The organism is Paraburkholderia sp. A3BS-1L (assembly GCF_051125215.1).
Taxonomy (GTDB): domain Bacteria; phylum Pseudomonadota; class Gammaproteobacteria; order Burkholderiales; family Burkholderiaceae; genus Paraburkholderia.
In genome coordinates, this window is sequence record NZ_CP120442.1 from 2,848,802 (window position 1) to 2,875,262 (window position 26,461).

Annotated in this window: 22 protein-coding genes; 1 reads left to right on the forward strand and 21 read right to left on the reverse strand. The window is 65.1% G+C overall.

Features of this window, described 5'->3' with window-relative positions; translation table 11 throughout:
• Window positions 1-56: 56 nt before the first annotated feature.
• The 4 genes from mutT to secA all read right to left on the reverse strand — a co-directional run bounded on the left by mutT (window position 57) and on the right by secA (window position 5,576).
• Window positions 57-470, reverse strand: a complete 414-nt coding sequence (mutT, locus tag P5W99_RS12975; protein WP_421024804.1) for an 8-oxo-dGTP diphosphatase MutT — start codon at window positions 468-470, stop codon at window positions 57-59.
• A complete protein-coding gene (locus P5W99_RS12980) occupies window positions 467-1,339 on the reverse strand; it encodes an ATP-binding protein (RefSeq protein ID WP_421024805.1) in 873 nt (290 codons plus the stop codon). The genes mutT and P5W99_RS12980 overlap by 4 nt, the downstream gene beginning before the upstream one ends.
• A 10-nt stretch (window positions 1,340-1,349) precedes the next feature.
• Complete coding sequence (gene argJ / locus P5W99_RS12985; protein ID WP_421024806.1) at window positions 1,350-2,591, reverse strand: bifunctional glutamate N-acetyltransferase/amino-acid acetyltransferase ArgJ; 1,242 nt, start codon at window positions 2,589-2,591, stop codon at window positions 1,350-1,352.
• 177 nt (window positions 2,592-2,768) lie between these two features.
• Window positions 2,769-5,576: a preprotein translocase subunit SecA gene (gene secA, locus P5W99_RS12990; RefSeq protein ID WP_421024807.1), complete on the reverse strand. Its 2,808-nt coding sequence runs from the start codon at window positions 5,574-5,576 to the stop codon at window positions 2,769-2,771.
• A gap of 415 nt (window positions 5,577-5,991) precedes the next feature.
• Between secA and P5W99_RS12995 the strand changes: the two genes are divergently transcribed.
• Window positions 5,992-6,552, forward strand: coding sequence for a DciA family protein (locus P5W99_RS12995; RefSeq protein WP_434662597.1), 561 nt, complete (start codon window positions 5,992-5,994; stop codon window positions 6,550-6,552).
• 100 nt (window positions 6,553-6,652) lie between these two features.
• Here the strand turns inward: P5W99_RS12995 and lpxC are convergent, their stop codons facing one another.
• From lpxC to mraZ, 17 genes are all read right to left on the reverse strand, one after another.
• Window positions 6,653-7,570 (reverse strand): UDP-3-O-acyl-N-acetylglucosamine deacetylase, encoded by a 918-nt coding sequence (gene lpxC, locus P5W99_RS13000; protein ID WP_421024808.1) that lies wholly within the window; start codon window positions 7,568-7,570, stop codon window positions 6,653-6,655.
• 255 nt (window positions 7,571-7,825) lie between these two features.
• On the reverse strand, window positions 7,826-8,335 hold the full coding sequence (locus tag P5W99_RS13005) for a peroxiredoxin (protein ID WP_434661065.1): 510 nt from the start codon (window positions 8,333-8,335) through the stop codon (window positions 7,826-7,828).
• Between the two features lie 291 nt (window positions 8,336-8,626).
• Complete coding sequence (gene ftsZ, locus P5W99_RS13010; RefSeq protein ID WP_035532933.1) at window positions 8,627-9,820, reverse strand: cell division protein FtsZ; 1,194 nt, start codon at window positions 9,818-9,820, stop codon at window positions 8,627-8,629.
• A gap of 162 nt (window positions 9,821-9,982) precedes the next feature.
• The gene (ftsA, locus tag P5W99_RS13015) at window positions 9,983-11,215 is read right to left on the reverse strand and encodes a cell division protein FtsA (protein WP_421024810.1); all 1,233 of its coding nucleotides are present in this window, start codon (window positions 11,213-11,215) and stop codon (window positions 9,983-9,985) included.
• A 27-nt stretch (window positions 11,216-11,242) separates the two neighbouring features.
• Entirely contained in the window at window positions 11,243-11,998 is a 756-nt protein-coding gene (locus P5W99_RS13020; RefSeq protein ID WP_421024811.1) for a cell division protein FtsQ/DivIB, read from the reverse strand.
• 60 nt (window positions 11,999-12,058) lie between these two features.
• The gene (locus tag P5W99_RS13025) at window positions 12,059-13,000 is read right to left on the reverse strand and encodes a D-alanine--D-alanine ligase (RefSeq protein ID WP_421024812.1); all 942 of its coding nucleotides are present in this window, start codon (window positions 12,998-13,000) and stop codon (window positions 12,059-12,061) included.
• Between the two features lie 5 nt (window positions 13,001-13,005).
• Window positions 13,006-14,400 (reverse strand): UDP-N-acetylmuramate--L-alanine ligase, encoded by a 1,395-nt coding sequence (gene murC / locus P5W99_RS13030; RefSeq protein ID WP_421024813.1) that lies wholly within the window; start codon window positions 14,398-14,400, stop codon window positions 13,006-13,008.
• The gene (gene murG, locus P5W99_RS13035) at window positions 14,400-15,500 is read right to left on the reverse strand and encodes an undecaprenyldiphospho-muramoylpentapeptide beta-N-acetylglucosaminyltransferase (RefSeq protein ID WP_421024814.1); all 1,101 of its coding nucleotides are present in this window, start codon (window positions 15,498-15,500) and stop codon (window positions 14,400-14,402) included. The genes murC and murG overlap by 1 nt, the downstream gene beginning before the upstream one ends.
• Window positions 15,501-15,594: 94 nt before the next feature.
• Window positions 15,595-16,905, reverse strand: coding sequence for a putative lipid II flippase FtsW (gene ftsW / locus P5W99_RS13040; RefSeq protein WP_421024815.1), 1,311 nt, complete (start codon window positions 16,903-16,905; stop codon window positions 15,595-15,597).
• On the reverse strand, window positions 16,902-18,419 hold the full coding sequence (gene murD, locus P5W99_RS13045) for a UDP-N-acetylmuramoyl-L-alanine--D-glutamate ligase (protein WP_421024816.1): 1,518 nt from the start codon (window positions 18,417-18,419) through the stop codon (window positions 16,902-16,904). Before murD ends, ftsW begins: the two co-directional genes overlap by 4 nt.
• A gap of 36 nt (window positions 18,420-18,455) precedes the next feature.
• Complete coding sequence (gene mraY / locus P5W99_RS13050; protein ID WP_129562891.1) at window positions 18,456-19,625, reverse strand: phospho-N-acetylmuramoyl-pentapeptide-transferase; 1,170 nt, start codon at window positions 19,623-19,625, stop codon at window positions 18,456-18,458.
• 20 nt (window positions 19,626-19,645) lie between these two features.
• A complete protein-coding gene (locus tag P5W99_RS13055) occupies window positions 19,646-21,082 on the reverse strand; it encodes a UDP-N-acetylmuramoyl-tripeptide--D-alanyl-D-alanine ligase (RefSeq protein ID WP_421024817.1) in 1,437 nt (478 codons plus the stop codon).
• On the reverse strand, window positions 21,079-22,644 hold the full coding sequence (locus tag P5W99_RS13060; protein WP_434661070.1) for a UDP-N-acetylmuramoyl-L-alanyl-D-glutamate--2,6-diaminopimelate ligase: 1,566 nt from the start codon (window positions 22,642-22,644) through the stop codon (window positions 21,079-21,081). The genes P5W99_RS13055 and P5W99_RS13060 overlap by 4 nt, the downstream gene beginning before the upstream one ends.
• Complete coding sequence (locus P5W99_RS13065) at window positions 22,641-24,536, reverse strand: peptidoglycan D,D-transpeptidase FtsI family protein (protein ID WP_434661072.1); 1,896 nt, start codon at window positions 24,534-24,536, stop codon at window positions 22,641-22,643. The genes P5W99_RS13060 and P5W99_RS13065 overlap by 4 nt, the downstream gene beginning before the upstream one ends.
• Window positions 24,533-24,889 (reverse strand): cell division protein FtsL, encoded by a 357-nt coding sequence (gene ftsL / locus P5W99_RS13070; protein WP_421024820.1) that lies wholly within the window; start codon window positions 24,887-24,889, stop codon window positions 24,533-24,535. The genes P5W99_RS13065 and ftsL overlap by 4 nt, the downstream gene beginning before the upstream one ends.
• Entirely contained in the window at window positions 24,886-25,839 is a 954-nt protein-coding gene (gene rsmH, locus P5W99_RS13075) for a 16S rRNA (cytosine(1402)-N(4))-methyltransferase RsmH (RefSeq protein ID WP_421043027.1), read from the reverse strand. Before rsmH ends, ftsL begins: the two co-directional genes overlap by 4 nt.
• Before the next feature lie 17 nt (window positions 25,840-25,856).
• Window positions 25,857-26,285 (reverse strand): division/cell wall cluster transcriptional repressor MraZ, encoded by a 429-nt coding sequence (gene mraZ / locus P5W99_RS13080; RefSeq protein ID WP_027818006.1) that lies wholly within the window; start codon window positions 26,283-26,285, stop codon window positions 25,857-25,859.
• Between the last annotated feature and the right edge of the window lie 176 nt (window positions 26,286-26,461).

The following is a 26,461-nucleotide window of genomic DNA, read 5'->3' on the forward strand; positions in this document are numbered from 1 at the left end:
GCACGTTGTTTGCGCAGCGGCTTTTGTCGTTCTGGCCGTCGACTGGAGAAGCGGGCTTACTCGGCCGCCAGCCATTCCAGCACAGGAATAGTCGCCGGCAAGAGTGGCTCGACGCTCGCGGGCAGCGATTGCCAGACGAACGCCTGGCCCTCGCGGCCATGCGGCTCGCCGCTCCACTCCGTTACCTTGCAGAAGTAGAGCCGCACGTAAGCGTGCGGGTAGTCGTGCTCGAGCGTGTGCCACAAATGGCACGCTTTCACGTCGATACCCAGTTCCTCGTGCAGTTCGCGCGCAAGCGCGGCCTCGACGGATTCGCCCTTTTCGAGCTTGCCGCCCGGGAACTCCCAATAGCCCGCGTAAGGCTTTCCTTCGGGACGCTGGGCCAGCAGATAACGGCCGTCGGGTTGCACCAGCACGCCCACGGCAACCTCCGTTACCGGGCGCGCCGGATCCTTCGTCTGATCGCTCATGCCTCTTGCGCCTTCTTGCCCGACCAGTCGCGCGCGAACTGCCACGCCACGCGGCCCGAGCGCGAACCGCGCTCCAGCGCCCAGACGAGCGCATCGCCGCGCGCCGATTCGACTTCGGCGTCGCCGCAACCGAAGTGGCGCAGCCAGTGGCCAACGATCGTCAGGTAGTCGTCCTGCTTGAACGGATAGAAGCTCACCCACAGGCCGAAGCGCTCGGAAAGCGAGATCTTCTCTTCCACCACTTCGCCCGGATGAATCTCGCCGTCGGGCATGTGCTTGTACGACTCGTTGTCGCTCATGTACTCGGGCAGCAAGTGGCGGCGGTTCGAGGTCGCGTAGATCAGCACGTTGTCGCCCTGGGCGGCCACGGAGCCATCCAGCGCCACCTTCAGCGCCTTGTAGCCCGACTCGCCCTCTTCGAACGAGAGGTCGTCGCAGAACACGATGAAGCGCTCGGGGCGCATCGAGATCAAATCGACGATATCGCCGAGATCGTGCAGATCATCCTTGTCGACTTCGATCAGGCGCAGGCCGTCTTGCGCATATGCGTTCAGGCAAGCCTTGATGAGGGACGACTTGCCGGTGCCGCGCGCGCCCGTCAGCAGCACGTTGTTCGCGGGCTTCTTCTGCACGAACTGGCGCGTGTTGCGGTCGATGAGACCCTTCTGCCGATCAATGTTCTGCAGATCGTCGAGCGAGATCGTCGAGATGGCCGGCACCGGCTGCAAGTATCCACGCCCCTGGCGCTTGCGCCAGCGAAATGCGACTGCCGCGTTCCAGTCGACTTCGGGTGCAGTCGGCGGCAGCACGGCTTCGAGGCGGCCGAGCAGCGCTTCGGCACGGGTCAGAAACTGTTCGAGCTTGTCCATGGAAATCGAATCAGGAACGATAGTCGGCGTTGATGCTCACATAGTCGTGCGACAGATCACAGGTCCACACGGTGGCCTGCGCATCGCCCCGGCCAAGCAGCACGCGAATCAGAATTTCGCTCTTCTTCATCACGCGCTGGCCATCTTCCTCGCGGTAGTCGGGGTTGCGCCCGCCGGCCCTGGCGACGAGCACATCATCGAGGTAGAGGTCGATCTTTTCGACATCCAGATCCGTCACCCCCGCATAGCCGATCGCGGCCAGAATGCGGCCCAGATTGGGATCCGATGCGTAGAACGCGGTCTTCACGAGCGGCGAGTGGCCGATCGCATAGGCGATCTGGCGGCATTCGGCCACGTCCTTGCCGCCTTCCACCTGCACGGTCATGAACTTGGTCGCGCCTTCGCCATCGCGCACGATCAGCTGCGAAAGCGTCTGCGCGGTTTCGGTCACGGCCTCGCGCAGCGCGCCGTAGGCGGGCGAGTCCGTCGAGGTGATCGCGGGCAGGCTCGACTTGCCCGAGGCGATCAGGATGAACGAGTCGTTGGTCGATGTATCGCCGTCGATCGTGATGCAGTTGAACGAGCGATCGGCCACGTACTTCACGAGTTCGTCGAGCACGGGCTGCGCGACGTTCGCGTCGAACGCGAGGAAGCCGAGCATGGTCGCCATATTGGGCTTGATCATGCCCGCGCCCTTGCTGATGCCGGTGAGCGTGACCGTATGGCCGTCGATCGTGACCTGGCGCGACGCGGCCTTCGGCAGCGTGTCGGTCGTCATGATTGCCTGAGCGGCGTCGTACCAGTTCGCGGCCTTGCGGTTCGCGAGCGCGGCGGGCAAGCCGGCCTTCAGGCGCTCGATCGGCAGCGGCTCCAGAATCACGCCGGTCGAGAACGGCAGCACCTGGGAAGGCTCGATACCCGCGAGGCGCGCGAGCTCGTCGCAAGTTTCGCGCGCGTTCACGAGGCCCGGCTCGCCGGTGCCGGCGTTCGCGTTGCCGGTGTTGATGACCAGCGCCCTGATCCCCTTGTCACCCGCGCGCACCTTCGCGAGATGTTCGCGGCAGACCGTCACCGGCGCGGCGCAGAAGCGGTTGAGCGTGAACACGCCCGCGACGCTCGCGCCTTCATCGACGGAAATCACCAATACGTCCTTGCGGTTGGGCTTGCGGATATTGGCTTCCGCCCAGCCGAGCGTCACGCCGGCGACCGGATGAAGTTGTGCGGGATCGATCGAGGGGAAATTGACAGCCATGGTGGCGACCTGTCGAAATGGCAATGCCGGCCATGGCGTCTGTCAGCCGGGCCGGCATTCGGGATTCAAAACACAAGGCCCGCCAAAAAGCGCGGGCCACCGGAGTCAACGGTCAAACCGCGTCATGCGGCGAGCGGCGCACGCCGTGCAAAAAATGCACACGCGCCGCCGCGCCCATCACGAGATCTTGCCGTGGCACTGCTTGTACTTCTTGCCGCTGCCGCACGGGCACGGATCGTTGCGGCCGACCTTCGGCACGTCCTGGCCGTCCGGCATGGCGGCGTGCGCATGAGTCATGGCCGCGCCGACCATGGCCGCTGCGGCGTCCGCCGCCACGGGCCCGGCGACCGCGGGCGCCGCGTCGGCTTCGGCGAATTCGGCATGGCGGAATTCGACGTTCTCCAGATGACCGGCACGCTCTTCGATTTGCTCGGCAGCTTCTTCGAGTTGCTGCGGCGACTGGATCTGCACGTTCATGACGATGCGCGTGACTTCCGTCTTCACGGCGTCGAGCATCGCGGCGAACAGCTCGAACGCCTCGCGCTTGTACTCCTGCTTCGGGTTCTTCTGCGCATAGCCGCGCAGATGAATGCCCTGGCGCAGGTGGTCGAGCGCCGCGAGGTGCTCGCGCCAGCTGCGGTCGAGCGTCTGCAGCATGACCGAGCGCTCGAACGCGCTGAACGATTCGCGGCCCACGAGCGCGACCTTCTGCTCGTAGGCTTCGTCGGCGGCGGCGAGCACGGCTTCGAGAATCTCATCGGCGTCGATCGACGACGACTCGTTGATCATCTCCTGAATCGCGAGGTCGAGCTGCCACTCGTTGCGCAGCACTTCTTCGAGCTCGGGCACGTCCCACTGCTCTTCGATGCTGCCCTGCGGCACGAACTGGCGCACGATGTCGGTGATCACGCCATGACGCATCGCGCCGATGGTTTCGGTGATGTCGTTCGCTTCGAGCAACTCGTTGCGCTGCTGGTAGATCACCTTGCGCTGGTCGTTCGACACGTCGTCGTATTCGAGCAGCTGCTTGCGGATATCGAAGTTGCGCGCTTCGACCTTGCGCTGTGCCGACTCGATCGAGCGCGTCACGATGCCCGCCTCGATCGCCTCGCCTTCGGGCATCTTGAGACGGTCCATGATCGCGCGCACGCGGTCGCCGGCGAAAATGCGCAGCAGCGGGTCTTCGAGCGACAGATAGAAGCGCGACGAACCCGGGTCACCCTGGCGGCCCGCGCGGCCGCGCAACTGGTTGTCGATACGGCGCGACTCGTGGCGCTCGGTGCCGATGATGTGCAGGCCGCCTGCGGCCTTCACCTGATCGTGCAGCGCCTGCCACTCGTCGTGGAGCTGCTGGATGCGGCGCGCTTTTTCGTCGGCGGGAATGGTTTCGTCGGCTTCGATGAACGCGGCCTGCTTTTCCGCGTTGCCGCCCAGCACGATGTCGGTGCCGCGGCCCGCCATGTTGGTGGCGATCGTGATGCGTTTCGGGCGCCCCGCTTCGGCCACGATGGCTGCTTCGCGTGCGTGCTGCTTCGCGTTGAGCACCTCGTGCGGCAGACCGGCCTTCACGAGCAAGTCGGCGAGCAACTCGGAGTTCTCGATCGAGGTCGTGCCGACCAGCACCGGCTGACCGCGCTCGTGGCATTCGCGAATGTCGCGGATCACCGCGTCATAGCGCTCCTTCGCGGTCTTGTAGATCTGGTCCTGCTTGTCGATCCGCTTGGGCGGGCGATTGGTCGGGATCACGACCGTTTCGAGCCCGTAGATCTCGTTGAATTCGTACGCCTCGGTGTCGGCCGTGCCGGTCATGCCCGAAAGCTTCGCGTACATGCGGAAGTAGTTCTGGAACGTGATTGAGGCGAGCGTCTGGTTCTCGCTCTGGATCTTCACGTGCTCCTTCGCTTCCACGGCCTGGTGCAGACCGTCCGACCAGCGGCGGCCCGACATCAGGCGACCCGTGAATTCGTCGACGATGACCACTTCGCCGTTCTGCACCACGTAGTGCTGATCCTTGAAGAACAGCGTGTGCGCGCGCAGCGCGGCGTACACGTGGTGCATCAGCGTGATGTTCTGCGCGGCATAGAGGCTCTCGCCCTGGCCGATCAGCCCCCATTCGGCGAGCAGGCGCTCGGCCTTCTCGTGGCCCGATTCCGTGAGGAACACCTGGCGCGCCTTTTCGTCGAGCGTGTAGTCGCCCGGCTTTTCGACGCCCGTGCCGTCGGCCTTCTCTTCGCCGATCTGGCGCTCGAGCAGCGGCGGCAGCGCGTTCATGCGCACGTAGAGCTCGGTGTGATCTTCGGCCTGGCCCGAGATGATGAGCGGCGTGCGCGCTTCGTCGATCAGGATCGAGTCCACTTCGTCGACTACGGCGAAGTTCAGCGCGCGCTGCACGCGCGCCTCGGTCTCGTAGACCATGTTGTCGCGCAGATAGTCGAAGCCGAACTCGTTGTTCGTGCCGTAGGTGATGTCTGAAGCGTACGCCTCCTGCTTCATGGCGTGGTCCATCTGCGACAGATTGATGCCGACGGACAGCCCGAGGAAGTTGTACAGACGCGCCATCCACTCGGCGTCGCGCTGGGCGAGGTAGTCGTTCACCGTGACCACGTGCACGCCGCGCCCTGACAACGCATTCAGATACACGGGCAGCGTGGCGACGAGCGTCTTGCCTTCGCCGGTGCGCATTTCAGCGATCTTGCCGTAATGCAGCACCATGCCGCCGATCAGCTGCACGTCGAAGTGGCGCATTTTCAGCACGCGCTTGCTGGCCTCGCGGCAAACCGCGAACGCTTCGGGCAGCAGCTCGTCGAGCGACGTGCCATTGGCCACACGCTCGCGGAACTCGGCCGTTTTTGCGCGCAGTTGCTCGTCGGTGTATTGCTCGATCGTCGGTTCGAGCGCGTTGATCGCCGCGACCTTCTTCTGGTATTGCTTGATCAGGCGCTGATTGCGGCTGCCAAAGATTTTCTGTAAGAAACCGGTGGTCATCGGATCGGTGTCTGCGTCGCGGCTTCGGTCGGGATTCCTGCGCAGTTCGCTTGCGGCGCTTGCGGCTGGTTCAGCCCCCGGAATACGCCGGGTTTGCAAACGATTCTCGCGCCACGCACCCGGATCGGAAGGACCTCGGCGGCTTAAGCCCAAATTGGTGGATTCGAATCGGGCATTTTAGCACGCACCCTGGTCACCGCCGGTGTCGGCCGCTTGAAGGATGCCGCGCGCAACGCCCGCGCTGGCGCGCCCCGCGAGCCCCCGGCGCAGCCGGCAGGCGCATTCGTCCCGCATGGCTCGTCAGCTTGTGGCCAGGCGGGACCTGGCCAAATGGCGGCAAGGCGCGTTAGGGCAAAGTGCGCAGGCTACAATGGCAATCACACCGCGCAGCCCGCGCGCCCTATCTTCTCCTCACATGAGCCGTTTCTCGCCGTTTTCAAGGCCGGATGCCGCAGCCGCCGCTCCTGTGCGTACTTCAGGTACTACGGCTGCGTCAGGCCCTGCTGCCAGGCCGGGTAAGTCGCGCAAATTTGCCTCGCCACGCACGCCGCAGCCGCTCGCCGAAGTTCTGAGCCGCACCGATGCATTCGCCCCGCTGCGCGCCGGCGTCGAGCAGATCGCGGCCATCCAGCGCGATCTCGACGCGCTGCTGCCCGACTATCTGGCCGCGAGCGTGGAACCCGGTTTCATCAAGGACGGCAAGCTCGCCCTGTTCGCGGCGCACAACGCGCTGGCTGCCCGACTGCGGCACCTCGAGCCGCGCCTCGTGGCCGATTTGCAGACGCGCGGCTGGGCGTTGGACGGCGTGCGCATCCGCGTGCGCCCGCAGGCGGTAAAAGACGCGCCTTTGCCGAAGCAGGCGCGCATGACGCCGGCGGGCGCAGCCGCGCTCGCCGCGCTCAGTGAGAACCTGCCGCCGTCCCCGCTGCAAGAAGCGCTCGCGAAGATGGCCGCACGTCATTTGAAACGACGTTGAGCAAGCCGAAGAGAAAACAAAAAAGGTGGCATCAAGCCACCTTTTTTTGCGCGGCCGGTGCCAACACCCCCGCGCGAATCGGGCAAACGTTACAAAAACATCAGGCAAACGCCGTTTGCGCCTCGTAACCAAAGCCGCGCGGCGCTTTCTGCGCGTCGCCGAACGTAACGATCTCGTAAGCGTCCTCATGCGCGAGCAGCTCGCGCAGCAACAGGTTGTTCAGGCCATGGCCCGACTTGTACGCATCGTACGAAGCCAGCAGCGGATGACCTACCACATACAGGTCGCCGATGGCGTCGAGCATCTTGTGCTTCACGAACTCGTCGTCGTAGCGCAGGCCGTCGTTGTTGAGGATGCGGTATTCGTCCAGCACGATCGCGTTGTCCATGCTGCCGCCGCGCGCAAGGCCCAGCTCGCGCATCGTCTCGACCTCATGCGCGAAGCCGAAGGTACGCGCACGCGCGATCTCGCGCACGTACGAGGTATTCGCGAAATCGACTTCGAGCGCCTGGCCCGTCTTGTCGACGGCCGGATGGCGGAAGTCGATGGTGAACTTCAGCTTGAAGCCGAAATACGGGTCCAGGCGGGCAAACTTGTCGCCGTCGCGCACTTCCACGGGCTTCTTCACCTTGATGAACTTCTTGGGCGCGTTCTGTTCTTCGATGCCAGCCGACTGGATCAGGAACACAAACGACGATGCGCTGCCGTCCATGATCGGAATTTCTTCCGCCGTGACGTCGATATAGAGGTTGTCGATACCAAGGCCCGCACACGCGGACATCAGGTGCTCAACGGTCGAAACGCGTGCGCCGTCTTTCTGCAGCACGGAAGCGAGGCGCGTGTCGCCGATCGACATCGCCGATGCGGGAATATCCACCGGTGTCGGCAAATCCACGCGCGAAAACACGATGCCCGTATCCGGCGCCGCCGGACGTAGCGTCAGATCGACCTTGCGGCCCGAGTGCAGGCCGATGCCGACCGTCTTCACGATCGATTTGATGGTTCGCTGCTTCAACATAATTTTCTGCTCATTGAAAATCCCAATCGGGACTTTTTAATTCATAGCACGAATTATACTCCAAGTCTGTGGAATCCGTCGTTACCCCAGGCGTGACAATCTGTTTCCCGTTGTTACGCTCACGGATTGCAAGACGGGCCGATGACCGGAACGGAGGCGTTCCCGGCCAGCGGCCCGCACGGCTTGCGGTAATTGCCCGTCACATTTGCGCCGCCGGCCCGTTGCACCAAGGCAACGAAGACGCGGCAAATGCGCTCACGTTAGGCTCAATGCGGCCAATATGCTCGCGGCATCGCTGACTTCGAACTTGCCGGGTGCCTCGACATTCAGCGTCTTGACTACGCCGCCGTCGACCACCATGGCGTAGCGCTGGGAACGGACCCCCATGCCACGCGCCGACAAATCCTGCTCCAGACCGAGCGCCCGGGTGAACGCCGCGCTGCCGTCCGCCATCATGCGTACCTTGCCCGAGGTCCGCTGATCGCGCCCCCACGCGCCCATCACGAACGCGTCGTTGACGGACACGCACCAGATTTCGTCGACGCCCGCCGCGCGAAGCGCGTCGTACTGCTCGACATAACCTGGCACATGCTTTGCCGAACAAGTCGGCGTAAAGGCACCCGGCAATCCGAAGATCACCACGCGCTTGCCCGCCGTCTGCTCGCGCACGCCGATGCTGTTCGGCCCTAGCGTGCAGCCCGAACGCTCGTCTTCGATGAATTCGAAGAGCGTTGCGTCGGGCAGCGTATCACCCACTTTGATCATGACTCGTCCTTCACATCGATGCGGCTCCGGCACGCTCGCGACCCGGTTGGCGCCCGGTTGAACACCTCGCGCCAAAAACCTCGTCATTGTGCTACCGGCTGAGAATGCCTGCACTACTTGCCGCACGTCAAAACGCAGCGGACAGGCAGCCCTGCCTCGCATCCTCGCGGATGCGGCGCCGAGGCACTTCCTCGCCTTCATTGCAGCACCATGCCGGCCATTCCGTCTGCGGGCGGGCGCACCTATACCGCTTGGCGCCGCACCGCAGCAGAATTGCGCTCGCAGCGCGCCTTAGTCGGCCTGCTTGCGCAGGAACGCCGGGATATCGTACGTGTCGACGCCCTTTTCCTGCAGCGCCTGAACGTGCGAAGCCGCGGTGTCGCGCGACGTGCGCCAGACTGCCGGCGTGTCGAGCGCGCCGTAATCGGCGGTCTGGCCTTGCTGCGGCGCGTAGGAGTGCTGGACAGCGGCAACGGGCTGATTGTCCGTGCCGGTGCGCAGCAACGTCATCGGCGCTGCCTGCTGCTTGTTCGCTGCACGCCCGAGGCCCGTGGCCACCACCGTCACGCGCAGCGCATCGCCCATCGCGTCGTCGTACACCGCGCCGAAGATCACCGTGGCGTCGTCGGCCGCGTAGCTCTTGATGGTGTTCATCACTTCACGCGTTTCCGACAGGCGCAGCGAACGGCTCGACGTGATGTTGACCAGCACGCCGCGCGCACCCGACAGATCGACGCCTTCGAGCAGCGGGCTCGCCACGGCCTGTTCCGCCGCGAGGCGCGCGCGATCGACGCCGGCCACCGTGGCCGTGCCCATCATCGCCTTGCCCTGCTCGCCCATGACCGTCTTCACGTCTTCGAAGTCGACGTTCACGAGGCCATCCACATTGATGATTTCGGCGATGCCTGCAACCGCGTTGTTCAGAACGTCGTCCGCGCACTGGAAGCACTTATCCATTTCGGCGTCATCGCCCATCACGTCGAACAGCTTGTCGTTCAGGACGACGATCAGCGAGTCGACGTGATCCTCCAGTTGCTGCGAGCCGGCTTCTGCCACGCGCATGCGCTTGCCGCCTTCGAATTCGAACGGCTTGCTCACGACGCCAACGGTCAGAATGCCCATTTCCTTGGCGATCTGCGCGACCACCGGTGCTGCGCCCGTACCCGTGCCGCCACCCATGCCCGCGGTGATGAACACCATGTGCGCGCCACGCAGTGCGTCGGCGATGCGCTCGCGTGCTTCTTCCGCTGCCGCGCGGCCCATCTCGGGCTTCGCGCCAGCGCCCAGACCCGTGTTGCCCAGCTGGATCACGGCAGACGCGCGCGAACGCGAGAGCGCCTGAGCGTCCGTGTTCATCACAATGAAGTCGACGCCTTGCACGCCGCGGTTGATCATGTGCTGCACGGCATTGCCGCCAGCGCCACCGACGCCCACCACCTTGATGATGGTGCCGTTGGTTTCCGTTTCCAGCATCTGGAATTCCATGTTGCCTCCGTCAAGAAAAAGATATCCGCACCTCGGCCGTTATTCAGGAGTGGATCGGGCAACCCATTCCTGCGCGCCAGCCGCCGGCACCAGCGCTAATTCGGTCTCTGCTCTTACCCTTCGCGTACGCGAACTGCTTTATCCGTTGCGTCAGCCACTGCGTCAGAAGTTGCCGAGGAACCAGTCTTTCATGCGAGAGAAAACCTGGCCCATCGACCCCGACTGCACGGCGACCTTGCGACCACGCATACGTTGCGCGCGGCCCTCGACGAGCAGCCCCATCGCCGTCGAATAGCGCGGATTGCGCACGACGTCGGCGAGACCGCCCGCGTACTCCGGCACGCCAATGCGCACCGGCTTCAAGAAGATGTCCTCGCCGAGTTCCACCATGCCCGGCATCATCGCAGCGCCGCCCGTGAGCACGACGCCCGAACTCAACAACTCTTCATAGCCCGACTCGCGCACCACCTGCTGCACGAGCGAGAACAGCTCTTCCACGCGCGGCTCGATCACGGCCGCCAGCGCCTGGCGCGACAGCGTGCGCGGACCGCGCTCGCCGAGCCCCGGCACTTCGATCATTTCGTCGGGATCGGCGAGCGCCTGCTTGGCGATGCCGTAGCCCACCTTGATGTCTTCCGCGTCGGGCGTGGGCGTGCGCAGCGCCATGGCGATGTCGCTCGTCACCTGATCGCCCGCGATCGGAATCACCGCGGTATGGCGAATCGCGCCTTCGCTGAAAATCGCGATGTCGGTCGTGCCGCCGCCCACATCCACCAGCACCACGCCGAGTTCCTTCTCGTCGTCGGTGAGCACCGCCAGCGACGAAGCCAGCGGCTGCAAAACCAGATCGTTCACTTCGAGACCGCATCGGCGCACGCACTTCACGATGTTCTGCGCCGCGCTCACCGCACCCGTGACGATGTGCACCTTCACTTCGAGGCGGATGCCGCTCATGCCGATCGGCTCGCGCACATCTTCCTGACCGTCGATGATGAATTCCTGCGTGAGGATATGCAGCACCTGCTGGTCGGTCGGGATGTTGATCGCCTTCGCCGTTTCGATCACGCGCGCGACGTCGGTCTGCGTGACTTCCTTCTCCTTGATGGCGACCATCCCACTCGAATTGAAGCTGCGAATATGGCTGCCCGCGATGCCGGTGAACACATTAGTGATCTTGCAGTCGGCCATGAGTTCCGCTTCTTCGAGCGCACGCTGGATAGACTGCACCGTGGCCTCGATGTTCACCACCACGCCCTTCTTGAGACCCTTCGATTCGCTCTGGCCGAGGCCGATCACTTCGTAGTGGCCATCGCCCTTCATTTCGGCGACGACGGCCACCACCTTCGACGTCCCGATGTCGAGGCTGACCAGCAGATCCTTATAGTCTTTACTCATATCGTGCTCGTTGCGTGTGATGTGCTGTTACTTCTTGCCTGAGGGCGGCGTGTCGCTAATGAAGCGCATGCCGGCCGCTCGAATGGCGAAACCGTTCGGATAGCGCAAGTCCGCATATTCGATATCTTTCCCCCAACGTTGCGTGAGCGGCGTCCATGCCACAATAAGCCGATGCGTGCGCTCGGCGAGCGTGGTGGCATTGCGCTCTCGCCCGAGTTCGACCTGCATGCCGTTCGAGAGCTTCACGCTCCACGCGTAACGCGGCGAAAGCGTCACCTCTTCAGGCTCGATGCCGAGCGGCGTGAACCACTTCTGGAAGTCGCGATAACGCGCCACCACTTCAGGTGCGGTGCCATCCGGGCCGTCGAACGCGGGCAGGTCCTGGTCGAGCTCGCCCTGGTTCGCGGTGAAGAGTTCGCCGTCGACGCTCACGAGCTGGTCGCTGCCCCACGTGCCGAGCGGCTTGTACTCTTCGAGGCTCACTGCGAGCGCATTCGGCCAGACGCGGCGCACGCTCGCGTGGCGCACCCAAGGCATCTGCTCGAACGCGGCGCGCGCGGTATCCAGGTTCACCGTGAAGAAGTTGCCCTTCAGGCGCCCGACCACGCTCGCGCGCACCGTCGGTTCGTTGATGTGCTCGGTGTCGCCCTCGATGCGGATCTCGCGCAGCGCAAAGTTCGGGCGCTGCACGAGCCAGTAGCCGCCAGCCGCCACGAGCGCGAGCACGAGCAGCGCGTGCAACGCGTTGGCGGCGAGATTGAGCTGGCGTACGTTATTCCACATGTCGAGATTGTCGATTCAATGCGCGGACTGCAATTCGTTGGTCAGAGGTTATTCAGCGGTTCAATCCTCGAGCGTGAGCGCAAGCACCCGCACCACGAGATCGCGATACTCGATGCCCACCGCACGCGCGGCCTTCGGCGGCAGCGAGTGATCGGTCATGCCCGGCGCCGTGTTCACTTCCAGGAAATACGGATTGCCCGCGCCGTCCATCATGAAATCTGCTCGGCCCCAGTCGGTGCAGCCGAGCACGTCGAACGCGCGGCGCGCGAGCTTCTTGAGCTCCGCTTCTTTCTCGGGCGCGACGCCGCAGGGAATCAGATACTGCGTGGTGTCCAGGATGTACTTCGCGTCGTAGTCGTAGAACTCGCCCGCCGGCACGATCTTGATGATCGGCAGGTCGAGATCGCCGGCCACGCACGCGGTGTACTCGCCACCGCCTTCGATGCTCTTCTCCACCAGCACGATCTTGTCGTGCTTCGCGGCTTCTTCGATCGCGGGCACGAGGGCTTCGGCCTGCTTCACCTTGATGACCGCGACGCTCGAGCCTTCGCTCGCGGGCTTCACGAATAGCGGCAAGCCGAGCTTCGCGACGAGCTCCGGTGCGCGAGCGGCGTAGTCGTCGCCGCGCAGCACCGCGACGAACGGCGGCGTGGGAATGCCCAGTTGCTGCCACACGAGCTTGCTGCGGAACTTGTCGAGGCCGAGCGCCGAGCCGAGCACGCCCGTACCCGTATAGCGGATGCCGTAGAAGTCGAGCGCGCCCTGGATCTGACCGTTCTCGCCATAGCCGCCGTGCAGCGCGTTGAACGCGCGCACGAAGCCTTCATCCTTGAGCGCCGACAGCGGCCGCTCGGACGGATCGAACGGATGCGCGTCGATGCCAGCACTCTTGAGCGCCTGAAGCACCAGCGTGCCGGACTTGAGCGACACCTCGCGCTCCGCGGACACGCCGCCGAACAGGACTGCCACTTTGCCAAATTGCTTCGGATCGATGCTGCTCATTTCACTCACGCCTTCTGTTCCGGTTGTGCGATCCGGCCCGGCACGCCGCCGATCGAACCCGCACCCATCGTAATCACCACGTCGCCGTCGCGGACCACCGCGGCCAGCGCGTCCGGCACTTCATCCACTGTTTCCACGAACACCGGCTCGACCTTGCCCGCCACGCGAATCGCGCGTGCCAGCGCGCGGCCATCGGCGGCCACGATAGGCGCTTCGCCTGCTGCGTACACGTCGGTCAGCACGAGCGCGTCGACGGTCGAGAGCACACGCACGAAATCTTCGAAGCAGTCGCGCGTGCGCGTGTAGCGGTGCGGCTGGAACGCCAGCACGAGCCGGCGCTCAGGGAACGCGCCGCGCGCCGCTGCGATAGTCGCGGCCATTTCCACCGGGTGGTGGCCGTAGTCGTCGATCAACGTGTAGTTGCCGCCGCCATTGACCGGAATTTCTCCATAGCGCTGGAAGCGCCGGCCCACGCCGTTGAATTCGGCGAGCGCGCGCTGGATGTCCGCGTCCTTCACTTCGAGCTCGGTCGCGATCGCAATCGCAGCCAGCGCGTTCTGGACATTGTGCGTACCCGGAAGGTTCAGCACGATGTCGATCGATGGCGCGTCTTCACGCATCGCCGTGAAGTACATCTTGCCGTCGCGCGCGACCACGTTGACCGCGCGCACCTGGGCGTCGGGCGCGAAGCCGTAGCGGATGATCGGCTTCGAGACGAACGGCAGGATTTCCTTCACGTTAGGGTCGTCGACACACAGCACCGCGATGCCATAAAACGGCAGACGGTGCGTGAATTCGATGAACGCCTGCTTCAGGCGCGCGAAGTCGTGCCCGTAGGTGTCCATGTGGTCGGCGTCGATGTTCGTGATGACTTCGATCACCGGGAACAGATTCAGGAACGAGGCGTCCGATTCGTCGGCTTCCGCGACGATGAAGTCGCCCGTGCCGAGGCGCGCATTGGCGCCCGCGCTAATCAGGCGCCCGCCGATCACGAAGGTCGGGTCGAGTCCGCCCGCGGCCAGCACGCTCGCGACGAGCGACGTGGTGGTGGTCTTGCCGTGCGTGCCCGCGATCGCGATGCCCTGCTTCAGGCGCATCAGCTCCGCGAGCATGACCGCGCGCGGCACGATCGGAATGCGGCGATGGCGCGCCGCCAGCACTTCGGGATTGTCGCTGCGCACTGCCGTGGAAACGACCACTGCGTTCGCGCCTTCGATGTTCTCTTCGGCGTGGCCGATCGCGATGCGCGCGCCGAGCGCGGCGAGGCGGTCGGTGACCGCGTTCTTCGCGAGGTCAGAGCCACTCACGTGATAGCCGAGATTGACGAGCACCTCGGCGATCCCGCTCATGCCCGCGCCGCCGATACCAACGAAATGAATATGTTTGACGATGTGTTTCATTACTTTCCTCCCGGACTGGCGCCCGCCACGGCTGCGCAGATGCGCGCGACCTGATCGGCGGCGTCGGGTTTTGCGAGCGCGCGAGCGCGCCCGGCCATGTCTGCGAGCGATGCTCGGGTTTGCTGCTTGAGCCAGTCCGCGAGCGCCTCTACCGAAAGCTCGCGTTGCTGCACCACGCGGGCGGCGTCCTGTTGCGCGAGAAACGCCGCGTTGGTGGTCTGGTGGTCGTCGACCGCGTAGGGAAACGGCACGAACAGCGCCGCCACGCCCACGGCCGCGATCTCGGCCACCGTCATTGCGCCCGAGCGGCAGATCACGAGATCCGCGTTTTCGTAAGCGCTTGCCATGTCGTCGATGAACGGCACGAGTTGCACCGTGTCACCGGGTTCGATTCCGGCGTTGATGTAGTTCTGACGCAATGCATCGATATGCTTTGCGCCCGCCTGATGCACTACGTGCGGACGCTCGGCCGGCGCCAGTTGCGCAAGCGCGCGCGGCACGACTTCGTTGAGCGCGGCTGCACCGAGGCTGCCGCCCACCACCAGCACGCGCAGCGGACCGCTGCGCTGCGCGTAGCGCACCTGCGGCTGCACCACGTGCTCGAGTTCCGCGCGGATCGGATTGCCGGTCCACTCGGCGTGCGGCAACGCCCCAGGGAACGCCACGAGCACACGCTTCGCGAGCTTCGCGAGCACCTTGTTTGCGAGGCCCGCGATGGAATTCTGTTCGTGCAGCACGAGCGGACGGCCGGACAACGCGCTCATCACGCCCGCCGGGAACGTGATGTAACCGCCCATGCCTAGCACGACGTCGGGCTTCACACGACGCAGCGCCGCGAGGCTTTGCTTGCACGCGCGCAGCATGTTTAACGGCAGCATCAGCTTGGTCTTGATGCCCTTGCCGCGCACGCCGCCAAAGCGCACGTATTCCATCGGAATGCCGTGCTTGGGCACGAGCGTCGCCTCCATGCCCGCGGGATTGCCGAGCCACACTACGCGCCAGCCCCACTGCTCCATGCGATGCGCGACAGCGAGCCCCGGGAACACGTGTCCCCCGGTGCCGCCGGCCATCACCATGAGCGTGCGCGTTGCTGCGGTCATACCTTCCCCCCACGCATCAGCATGAATGACGAAAAATCCGTTTTGGCTACGGCGCTTCGCGCCTTCGCCGAAATCGTGCGCTGTTGCATGGGGGTCATACCTTCCCCCCACGCATCAGCACACGATTTTCATAATCCACGCGAAGCAGCACGGCAACCGCAATACAGTTGAGCAAAATGCCCGAGCCGCCATAGCTCACGAACGGCAACGTAAGACCCTTGGTCGGCAGCAGCCCGAGGTTCACGCCCATGTTGATGAACGCCTGCGCGCCGAACCACACGCCAAGGCCCTTCGCGATGAGCCCGGCGAACGTGCGGTCGAGCGCGAGCGCCTGGCGGCCGATCTCGAACGAGCGGCGCACGATCCAGTAGAACAGCAGGATCACGACCAGCACGCCCACGAAGCCGAGTTCCTCGCCGATCACGGCGAGAATGAAGTCGGTGTGCGCTTCGGGCAGGTAGTTGAGCTTCTCGACGCTGCCGCCCAGCCCTACGCCGAACCATTCGCCACGCCCGAACGCGATCAGCGAGTGCGTGAGCTGGTAAGCCTTGCCTTGCGCATAGCGCTCGTCCCACGGATCGAGGTACGCGAAAATCCGCTCGCGGCGCCACGGCGACGCCCACACCAGCAACGTGAACGTACCGATCGCCGTGGCCACGAGGCCGCCGAACAGCTTGCCGTTCACACCACCGAGGAACAGCACGCCCATCGCGATCGCGGCGATCACCATGAACGCGCCCATGTCCGGCTCGAGCAGCAGCAGCGCGCCCACCACGCCCACCGCGAACGCCATCGGCAAGAAGCCCTTGGCGAAGCTGTGCATGTATTCCTGCTTGCGCACCGTGTAGTTCGCGGCGTAGATCGTCACCGCGAGCTTCATGATTTCCGAAGGCTGCATGTTCGTGACGCCGAGCGGAATCCAGCGCCGCGCGCCGTTCACGCCCTTGCCGACGTGCGGAATCAACACGATCACGAGCATCACCAGGGCGACGAGGAAGAGCTTCGGCGCGTAGCGGTCCCACGTGGAGATGGGAATGCGGAACGTCACGAGTGCCCCAATCGCGGCAACCGTGAGCGAGACGAGGTGGCGCACCAGAAATGCGTAGTCGTGATACTGCGCGTACTTCGGCGAATCGGGCATCGCGATCGAGGCCGAGTAGACCATCACGACGCCGAGACCGAGCAGCGCGATCACGGCCCACAGCAGCGAGTAATCGTAGTCGAGCATGCGCGAGCGCGCCGGGCGCACGCCGCTGACGGCACTCGAAATGCCGCGCGAGCGCGCACCGCTGCCCGCCGTGCCTCCCGCAGCTCCGCCCGATGTGCCAACAGGGGTGCCGCCGGCGGATGCGCTGCCCACTGCATCGCGCGACAGGCGCACGCCGAAACGTTCGGACCAGCTCATATCATCGTCCCCCGTTCTGCGGCGATGTCTTCCACCGTGTCGCGGAATACCGCTGCGCGATGGGCATAGCCCTTGAACATGTCGAAGCTCGCGCACGCCGGCGAAAGCAGCACGACGTCGCCCGGTTCGGCGAGTGCCGTGGCCGCGCGCGTGGCGTCTTCCAGCGTGGCGTGGTCGGTGAGCGCGACGCCCGTGCTTTCGAGCGCCGCGCGAATCTGCGGTGCATCGCGGCCGATCAGCATCACCGCGCGGCACCAGCGCGCCACGGGTGCCGCGAGCGGCTCGAAATCCTGCCCCTTGCCGTCGCCGCCCGCGATCAGCACGGCGCGCTGCGCGAGGCCGTCGAGTGCGGCTACCGTCGCGCCGACGTTGGTGCCCTTGCTGTCGTCCACGTAGTCGATGCCGTCGATCGACGCGATCAGCTCCACGCGATGCGGCTCGCCGCGATACTCGCGCAGACCGTGCAAAAGCGCCGCCGGCGCCAGATCGATCGCGCGTGCGAGCGCGAATGCCGCGAGCGCGTTCGCCGCGTTGTGCAGGCCGCGGATGCGCAGCGCGTCTGCGGGCATCAGGCGCTTCATCGTGAGATGCACGGGCGCGGCGTCGAGCTGCTTGCGCCGGCGTGCGGAGACAGGCTCGTCCGTAGCGTCGCGGTCGTGCGCCGCCACGAGCCACAACATGCCGTTGTCGCGCGAGATGCCATAGTCGCCCTCGCGCCGCGGCTCGTCGAGACCGAAGGTCACGACCTTCGCGTCGCCGCTCTGTTGCACGCTCGCGAGCGACATCACGCGCGCGTCGTCGCGGTTGAGCACGCGTGTGGTCTGCGGGCCGAAGATGCGGCCCTTCGCGGCCGCGTAGGCGTCGATGCCGCCGTGCCAGTCGAGATGGTCCTGCGTGATATTGAGGACTGCCGCCGCGTCGGGCGCGAAGCTGTGCGCCGTTTCCAGCTGGAAGCTCGAAAGCTCGAGCACCCAGACGTCGGGCAGCGCCGTGTTGTCGATGGCCTCAGCGAGCTTGTCGAGCATCGCCGGGCTGATGTTGCCGGCCACTGCCACGGTCTTGCCCGCGCGCTCGCAGAGCATGCCCGTCAGGCTCGTGGTGGTGGTCTTGCCGTTGGTGCCCGTGATGGCGAGCACCTTCGGTGCGTAACCGCTCTCGCCGAGATGGCGCAGCGCCTGCGCGAAGAGTTCGAGTTCGCCCCAGACGTCGATGGCGCGTTCGCGCGCGGCGGCGATCAGCGGCACGAGGTCGGCGGAGAGCGGCGAGAGGCCAGGGCTGATGGCGACGAGTTCGACACCATCGAGCAGCGCCGTGGAGAACGGGCCGCCGACGAAGTCCGCGTCGATGCCGCGCGCGGCGAGTTCGGGCAAATTTGCTGGCGCTTCGCGCGTATCGGCGACGCGCAGGCGACAGCCATGGCGCGCGCACCAGCGCGCCATGGCCAGACCCGATTCGCCGAGCCCCAGCACGAGCACCATCGGCTTTTGCCGATCCCGAAACTTCTCGCCAAACATCGCTTGCTTCCCTTTCTTACCTTGATGGAGTGCCGATCAACGCAGCTTCAAAGTCGACAGGCCGATCAGGCACAGCATCAGCGTGATGACCCAGAAGCGCACGACCACCTGCGTCTCTTTCCAGCCGGACAGCTCGAAATGGTGATGCAGCGGCGCCATCTTGAAGATGCGGCGCCCTTCGCCATAGCGTTTCTTCGTGTACTTGAACCAGGTGACCTGCAGCATCACGGAGAGCGTTTCGGCCACGAAAATACCGCCCATGATGAAGAGCACGATTTCCTGGCGCACGATCACGGCGATGGTGCCGAGCGCGCCCCCGAGCGCGAGCGCGCCCACGTCGCCCATGAACACTTGCGCCGGATATGTGTTGAACCAGAGGAACGCGAGCCCTGCCCCGCCCATCGCCGAGCAGAAAATCAGCAGTTCGCCCGCGCCGGGAATGTGCGGGAACAGCAGATACTTCGAGTAGACCGAGCTGCCCATCACGTAGGCGAACACGCCGAGCGACGCGCCCACGAGCACGACCGGCATGATCACGAGGCCGTCGAGGCCATCGGTGAGGTTCACGGCATTGCTCGCGCCGACGATCACGAAATACGTGAGCGCGATGAAGCCCCATACGCCGAGCGGATAGCTGATCGACTTGAGGAACGGCAGCAAGAGGTCCGCGCGCGCGGGCAGGCCCATCGAGAGGCCGCTGCGCACCCACGCCATGAAGAGGTCGAACACGCGCACATTGCTCGCCTCGGACACGCTGAACGCGAGGTACACCGCCGCGAACAGACCGATCACCGATTGCCAGAAGTACTTCTCGCGCGAGGACATGCCGCGCGGGTCCTTGTAGACGACCTTGCGATAATCGTCGACCCAGCCGATCGCGCCAAAGCCGAAGGTCACGAGCATCACGATCCAGATGAAGCGGTTCGTGAGATCGCCCCACAGCAGCGTGGCCACGGCGATGCCCAGCAGGATGAGCACGCCGCCCATGGTGGGCGTGCCCGACTTCACGAGGTGAGTCTGCGGGCCGTCGGTGCGCACCGCTTGACCGACCTTCATTTCGGTGAGCTTACGGATGACCCAGGGGCCGAGGAAAAGCCCGATCGCCATCGCGGTGATGGTGGCCATCACCGCACGGAACGTCAGATAACTGAACACGCGCAAGAAGCTTGCGTCATTCTGCAGCCATTGCGCCAGCGCCAGTAGCATGCCTTGTATTCCTTCGAATTTCAGTGCGCGCCGGACGCCGCGTCCGGTGCGCAAAGTTGCGGATTCGTGAGGGCGGCCACCACGCGCTCCATCTGCATGAAGCGCGAGCCTTTCACGAGGATCGTTGCACCCGCGCCGTAACCGGCGCCGGCCAGCGCGCGAACCAGCTCGGGCACGCCGGCGGCATGCAGCGCGTTCGCGCCGAATGCCGCCGAGATGTCGCGCGCGGCTTCGCCGAGCGTATAGAGCGCGTCGATGCCGTGCTCCTTCGCGTATGCGCCCACTTCGCGGTGGAACGCGGGACCGTCTTCGCCGACTTCACCCATGTCGCCGAGCACCAGCACCCGCGGCGAAGCATGCGAGGCCAGCACGTCCACGGCCGCACGCACGGAGTCGGGGTTCGCGTTGTAGGTGTCATCGATCACGAGCGCGCCCGCGAGTTCCCCAAGCGCTGCGCGTTTGACCTGCAAGCGGCCTTTCACCGGCTGGAACGCTTCGAGGCCGCGGCGGATCGCATCGAGCGAAACACCCGCTGCCAGCGCCGCAGCGGTGGCCGCGAGCGCGTTGTGCGCGTTGTGCGCGCCGAGCACTTGCAGCTCCACTTCGAGATGGCCTTCAGGCGTGGCGATCGCGAGCCGGTTTGCGCCCACGCTGTTGCCAACATTCGCCACGAGCTTGCCCGTCACCGCCGCTTCGACCGCACGCTCATCCGTATGCAGCGCGAAATCGAGCACCTTCGACCCCGTGGCCGCCACGCGCCAGATGCCCGCGTAGGCGTCGTCAGCGGGAAACACCGCAGTGCCTTCCGGCTTGAGCGCATGGATCACGCTTGCGTGCTCGAGTGCAACGGCTTCGACTGTCGCCATGAATTCCTGGTGCTCGCGCTGCGCGTTGTTCACGACCGCGACGGTGGGCTCGGCGAACTTCGCGAGCAATTCCGTCTCGTTCGGATGATTCATGCCGAGCTCGACTACCGCCAGCTTGTGCGCGGCATTGAGGCGCAACAGCGTGAGCGGCACGCCGATATCGTTGTTCAGGTTGCCCGCGGTCGCGAGCCGCGCGTCTTCGCCCACGGCCACCGCGAAGATCGACGCGATCATCTCCTTGACCGTGGTCTTGCCGTTGCTGCCCGTGACGGCGACGAGCGGCATCGTGAAGCGGCGGCGCCAACCAAGCGCGAGCGCGCCGAGCGCCGTGCGCGTGTCGTCCACGCGCAGCGCCGGCATGCGCCAGTCGCCAGGGCTGCGCGACACGAGCGCCGCGCTCACATGGCGTCCCGCCACTTCGGACAGGAAGTCGTGCGCGTCGAAACGGTCGCCCTTGAGCGCGACGAAGAGATCGCCGGGGCCAGCCGTGCGGCTGTCGGTTGCAATGCGCTCGAACGTTGCGTTCTCGTCGCCGAGAACGCTCGCGCCGGGAATCAGCGCCGCTGCTTCGCGCAGGGTAAGCATGGTCATTCACCGCCTCCGCGCCCATGCCGATCCGAAGTCGGACGGGCTGCGAGAGCAAGCCGCGCGTGATCCTGATCCGAGAACGCGCGCTTCTTGCCCATGATTTCCTGAGTTGCCTCGTGCCCCTTGCCGGCCAGCACGACGACGTCTTCCTTTGCTGCGCCGCGCACCGCCTGCAGAATCGCGCTCGCGCGGTCCTCGATGCGGCGCGCCTTTGCGGGCTCGCGCATGCCGCCCGCGATCTGGTCGATGATCGCCGCCGGCGATTCGCTGCGCGGGTTGTCGCTTGTCACGACGACCTGATCGGCCAGACGCTCGGCGATCGCGCCCATCAGCGGACGCTTGGTGGCGTCGCGATCACCGCCGCAGCCGAACATGCAGACGAGCTGGCCGCCGCGCGCCGCCGCGATCGGGCGCAGCGCGGCGAGCGTCTTTTCGAGCGCATCGGGCGTATGCGCGTAATCGATCACGACGAGCGGTTCGTCCTGATCGATGCGCCCGCCGAGGCGCTCCATGCGGCCGTTCACCGGCTGCAGCTTCGAGAGTTCGTTGAGCGACGCGACGAGCGGCACATTCGCCGCGAGCAGCGCGCCGAGCACGCCCAGCAGGTTGCTCACGTTAAAGAGGCCGAGCGTTTGCACTTCGACATTCGCCTCGCCCCAGTCCGATGTTTCCAGATGGAACGCCGTGCCCGTGCCGGTCGCACGCACGTCGGCTGCGCGCAACCATGCATCGGCGGCGGGCAGATCGGCGGCAGGCGTCGCCACGCCGTAGGCGATCGTGCGCAGCGTGCCGCGCGTAGCGGCCAGAAGACGCCGGCCTGCCGCGTCATCCGCGTTGATCACCGCCGCGTGCAGGCCAGGCCACGCGAACAGACGCGCCTTCGCGGCCTCGTAGGCTTCGAAGGTGCGGTGATAGTCGAGGTGGTCCTGCGTGAGATTCGTGAAAACCGCGATGTTGAACGAGGTACCGTTCACGCGGCCCTGATGCAGCGCGTGCGACGAGACTTCCATCGCCACGGCCTGCGCGCCCTTCTCGCGCAGCTGCGCGAGCGAGCGCTGCAACTGCGGTGCGTCGGGCGTCGTGAAACCGGTATGCGCGAGCTGGCCCGGAAAGCCGCTGCCGAGCGTGCCGACGATGGCGCACTTCTGGCCGATCGCGGTGAGCGCCGAGGCAACCCACTGGCTGCACGAAGTCTTGCCGTTCGTGCCGGTCACGCCGACCACGAGCATGGCGTCGCTCGGGTTGCCGTACCAGCCGCTCGCGATCTCGCCCGCAAGCACGTCCAGCTGCGGCACGGCGAGCGCGTTTTGCGCCTGAGCCCCGTCAAACGAACCCGCATAGCCCTCCGGCTGATAGACGATCGCCGCCGCGCCTTTCGCGAGCGCGCTTTCGATATGCTGGCGGTTGTCGGCGCCTTCGACGGCATAGGCGAGAAACACGTCGCCGGCCTTGAGCGAGCGCGTGTCGGCGTGCAGGTTGGCTTCGGGCGCCACGCGCGCGCGCAGCCACGTGAGCGCGTCCGCGATCTGCCGGTGCGCGGGATGCTGGGTGCGCGGGGCGCTCATCGGACCACTCCGGGACGGTTTTTCGCGTTGTCAGCGACAGTCATATGACGCGCGCCGACAGGACTCTTGCTTGCCGGCACGTTCGCAGTGCGCTTCACGGAAGCGGCCGGCGCGGATGCTGCATTGGCGACGGCAGGCGCCGAAGCGCTGTCATCGGACACCACGAGCTGCTTGACCGGCATGTCGGGCGGCACGTTGAGCGTGCGCAGCGTGTCGCCGACGATGCCTGAGAACACCGGGCCCGAGACCGCGCCACCGAAGTGGCTGCCGACCGTCGGCTCATCCACCGACACCGCGACGACGATGCGCGGATTCGGCATCGGCGCCATGCCGACGAACGACGCGCGGTACTTCGAGCGGTCATAGCCATGCGGACCATGCTTGTACGCCGTGCCGGACTTGCCGCCCACGCGGTAACCGGGCACCGCCGCGTCGGGCGAGGTGCCGTCCTTCGACACTACGCTCTCGAGCATCGTGCGCACTTCGCGCGCCGTGGTGGGCGCGAAGACCTGCGTGCCGATCACGGGCTGGTCGTCGCCGGGGTGGCGGAAGATCGTCACCGGCAGGATCTGGCCGTCGTGCGCAATGGCCGTGTACGCGCGCGCGAGCTGGAACAGCGAGACCGACAGGCCATAGCCGTACGACATGGTCGCCTGCTCGATGCGGCGCCAGCTTTTCCACGGACGCAGACGGCCCGCCGCCGCGCCGGGAAACCCGACCTTCGGCGCTTGCCCGAGACCGATGCTGGTGTACATGTTCCACATCTCTTCGGGCCGGAGCGTCATCGCGATCTTGGTCGCGCCGATGTTCGACGACTTCTGGATCACGCCGCCCACCGTCAGCACGCCGAACCCGGCGTCGTCGGTGATGGTGGCGCCATCGAGTGTGAATTTGCCCCCACCCGTATCCACCAGTGTAGTCGGCGAGACGCGATGCAAATCGAGGGCCAGCGAGATCGTGAACGGCTTCATGATCGAGCCCGGCTCGAACACGTCGGTCAGGATGCGGTTGCGCAGCTGCTCGCCCGTGAGGCGCGAGCGGTCGTTCGGGTTGTAAGTGGGATAGTTCACGAGTGCGAGCACTTCACCGGTGCGCACGTCCACCACCATCGCCGCGCCTGCCTTGGCATGAGTCTTCTCCACCGCCGCCTTCAGGTTCGAATAGGCGATGTACTGGATCTTGCTGTCGATCGACAGTTCGACGTCCTGCCCGTTATGCGGCACGACCGTCTCGTCCACGTCCTCGACGATATGCCCCACGCGGTCCTTGATGACGTGGCGAATCCCGGAAGTGCCCGCGAGAATCTTCTGGTCGGAGAGCTCGACGCCCTCCTGGCCTTCATCTTCGACATTGGTGAAGCCGATCAGGTGAGCGGTGACCTGGCCTTCGGGATAGAAGCGCTTGTACTCGTTGCGCTGATAGATACCGGGAATGTCGAGCGCCACCACTTTTTGCGCAACGTCGATCGGTACCTGGCGCTTCACGTAGACGAAGGTCTTGTCGCCCGAGAGCTTGCTGCGCAGTTCTTTGGTGGACATGTTCAGCAGCGCGCCGAGCTGCGTGAGCTTGTCGGCGCCGAGATCGTCAGGCACGTCTTCGGGGATCGCCCAGATCGCGCGCACGGGCAGGCTCGTGGCGAGCACGAGGCCGTTGCGGTCGAGAATCTGGCCGCGCGTGGCGGGTAGCTCGATCGTGCGCTGATAGCGGCTCTCGCCCTGCTTCTGATAGAACGCGTTGCCGGGCCCCTGAATCCAGAACGCACGCACGGCCAGCGCGACGAACGCCATGAACAGCATGAACACGACGAACTTCGAGCGCCACATCGGCAGGCGCACCGAGAGAATGGGGTTCGGGGTAAAGGCGACGCTCTTGCGGTTATTGCCTTTTTTCATCGCGTACCCCCACGGCGGCCCTTCGTGGCGGCCGCGCCCTGGGCAGGCGCGGACGTAGGCACCGGCGCATCCGCGGCGCTGGCCGCGCCCGGTGCGAGTGTCAGATATTGCGTGCGTCCGGTCGTGACGGGCTGCATCTTGAGCGAATCGGTAGCGATTTGTTCGACGCGCGACGTCCGCGAAAGCGCGCTCTGCTGATATTGAAGCTGCGCGTAGTCCTGCTGAAGCTGCCGCTCCTGCGACTGCGCGCGTTGCAACTGGAAAAACATCTGACGCTGCTGATTGGTGGAGTTGACGACCGACAGCGCGCACCCCATCACGACGATCAGCAGGAAAATATTCAGACGGTTCATGGCGTGACGCGCTCCGCAATGCGCATCACGGCCGAGCGGGCACGGGGGTTGGCGGCGACTTCCTCGTCGCTCGCGAACACGCGCCCGACCAGCTTCAAGGGCGGGCTGGGCAGGTCGACGGCACGAATCGGTAGACGGCGATCGACCGCAGGCGCCGTGGAGTGCGCCTGCATGAACCGCTTCACGATACGGTCTTCCAGCGAATGAAAGCTGATGACCACGAGCCGCCCCCCCTGCTCCAGCAACGACATGGCTGCTTCTAGAACGACTTGCAGCTCCGCAAGCTCTTGATTGACGTGAATCCGTATAGCCTGAAAGGTGCGGGTTGCCGGATCCTTACCCTTCTCACGGGTTTTGACGGCGTTAGCCACGATTTGGGCAAGCTCGCCCGTGCTGTCGAGAGGCCCGAGACGGTCGGACTCTGCCCGGCGAGCAACAAGCGCCTTTGCAATCTGAAAAGCAAACCGTTCTTCCCCATAATCTCGAATCACCTCCGTCAGTTCCTGCAACGTGGCCCGCGCGAGCCAATCGGCAGCGGACTCGCCGCGCGTCGGGTCCATCCGCATGTCGAGCGGACCATTGGCGCGGAAGCTGAAACCCCGCTCCGGGTCGTCGATTTGCGGCGACGACACGCCGAGATCCAGCAACACACCCGACACACGCCCTACCCCACGCGCCGCCATGGCGTCGCGCAGTGAAGCAAAACTCTCGTGCACGATCGAGAACCGCGCGTCGCCCACCTGTTCAGCCGTGGCGATCGCGAGCGGATCCTTGTCGAACGCGATCAGACGCCCGGCTTCGGAAAGCCGGCCGAGGATCGCGCGACTATGGCCGCCGCGCCCGAACGTGCCGTCCACATAGACGCCGTCCGCGCGCGTCACGAGCGCATCGACCGCTTCATCGAGCAGCACCGTGCGATGCTGCAATCCCTGTCCCATCGCAGATGCCATAGCGTTTTAAACCGCGATCAGAACGTGAAATTCTTCAAGGCGTCGGGCATGCCCTGTGCCATCGCCGCCTGTTCCTTGGCGGCGTAGGTCTGCGCATCCCACAACTCAAAATGACTACCCATGCCAAGCAGCATGACTTCCTTTTCCATTCCTGCTGCCAGACGCAATTCAGGCGAGACGAGCACGCGTCCCGCGCTGTCGAGATCGACGTCGGAGGCGTTGCCGAGAAAAATGCGGCGCCACCAGTGCGCGTCCATCGGCAATGCCGCGACTTTCGCGCGGAACACTTCCCATTCGGGGCGCGGAAATAGCAACAGGCAGCCGTCCGGGTGCTTGGTGATCGTCACCCGTCCTTCTGCCTGTTGTTGCAGCGCATCCCGATAGCGCGACGGAATCGACATCCGTCCTTTCGCATCGAGTGTCAGCGCCGACGCCCCCTGGAACAATTTGCTCCCCCTCATGCGGCGCCGATCGCCGCCCATCTAAATCTCAGGAAATTTACCCGAATGCGCTTCTGAAATCACACAAAAATACACTTTCTCACACTGTCTCCCACTTTAGAGGAACGACCTACGAGGGTCAAGGTGGCGGACGCGATTTTTGACGAAATTTATCCGCTAGA

Bases quoted from the DNA above. Each gene is read 5' to 3' on its own strand.
- murG (WP_421024814.1), bottom strand. From the start codon at position 15,500: ATGACCGCAGCAACGCGCACGCTCATGGTGATGGCCGGCGGCACCGGG.
- P5W99_RS12980 (WP_421024805.1), bottom strand. From the start codon at position 1,339: ATGGACAAGCTCGAACAGTTTCTGACCCGTGCCGAAGCGCTGCTCGGC.
- P5W99_RS13005 (WP_434661065.1), bottom strand. From the start codon at position 8,335: ATGATCAAAGTGGGTGATACGCTGCCCGACGCAACGCTCTTCGAATTC.
- mutT (WP_421024804.1), bottom strand. From the start codon at position 470: ATGAGCGATCAGACGAAGGATCCGGCGCGCCCGGTAACGGAGGTTGCC.
- P5W99_RS13025 (WP_421024812.1), bottom strand. From the start codon at position 13,000: ATGAGCAGCATCGATCCGAAGCAATTTGGCAAAGTGGCAGTCCTGTTC.
- lpxC (WP_421024808.1), bottom strand. From the start codon at position 7,570: ATGTTGAAGCAGCGAACCATCAAATCGATCGTGAAGACGGTCGGCATC.
- ftsW (WP_421024815.1), bottom strand. From the start codon at position 16,905: ATGAGCTGGTCCGAACGTTTCGGCGTGCGCCTGTCGCGCGATGCAGTG.
- P5W99_RS13020 (WP_421024811.1), bottom strand. From the start codon at position 11,998: ATGTGGAATAACGTACGCCAGCTCAATCTCGCCGCCAACGCGTTGCAC.
- P5W99_RS12995 (WP_434662597.1), top strand. From the start codon at position 5,992: ATGAGCCGTTTCTCGCCGTTTTCAAGGCCGGATGCCGCAGCCGCCGCT.
- ftsA (WP_421024810.1), bottom strand. From the start codon at position 11,215: ATGAGTAAAGACTATAAGGATCTGCTGGTCAGCCTCGACATCGGGACG.
- P5W99_RS13055 (WP_421024817.1), bottom strand. From the start codon at position 21,082: ATGACCATGCTTACCCTGCGCGAAGCAGCGGCGCTGATTCCCGGCGCG.
- P5W99_RS13060 (WP_434661070.1), bottom strand. From the start codon at position 22,644: ATGAGCGCCCCGCGCACCCAGCATCCCGCGCACCGGCAGATCGCGGAC.
- P5W99_RS13065 (WP_434661072.1), bottom strand. From the start codon at position 24,536: ATGAAAAAAGGCAATAACCGCAAGAGCGTCGCCTTTACCCCGAACCCC.
- ftsZ (WP_035532933.1), bottom strand. From the start codon at position 9,820: ATGGAATTCCAGATGCTGGAAACGGAAACCAACGGCACCATCATCAAG.
- murC (WP_421024813.1), bottom strand. From the start codon at position 14,400: ATGAAACACATCGTCAAACATATTCATTTCGTTGGTATCGGCGGCGCG.
- argJ (WP_421024806.1), bottom strand. From the start codon at position 2,591: ATGGCTGTCAATTTCCCCTCGATCGATCCCGCACAACTTCATCCGGTC.
- murD (WP_421024816.1), bottom strand. From the start codon at position 18,419: ATGTTTGGCGAGAAGTTTCGGGATCGGCAAAAGCCGATGGTGCTCGTG.
- secA (WP_421024807.1), bottom strand. From the start codon at position 5,576: ATGACCACCGGTTTCTTACAGAAAATCTTTGGCAGCCGCAATCAGCGC.
- ftsL (WP_421024820.1), bottom strand. From the start codon at position 24,889: ATGAACCGTCTGAATATTTTCCTGCTGATCGTCGTGATGGGGTGCGCG.
- rsmH (WP_421043027.1), bottom strand. From the start codon at position 25,839: ATGGCATCTGCGATGGGACAGGGATTGCAGCATCGCACGGTGCTGCTC.
- mraY (WP_129562891.1), bottom strand. From the start codon at position 19,625: ATGCTACTGGCGCTGGCGCAATGGCTGCAGAATGACGCAAGCTTCTTG.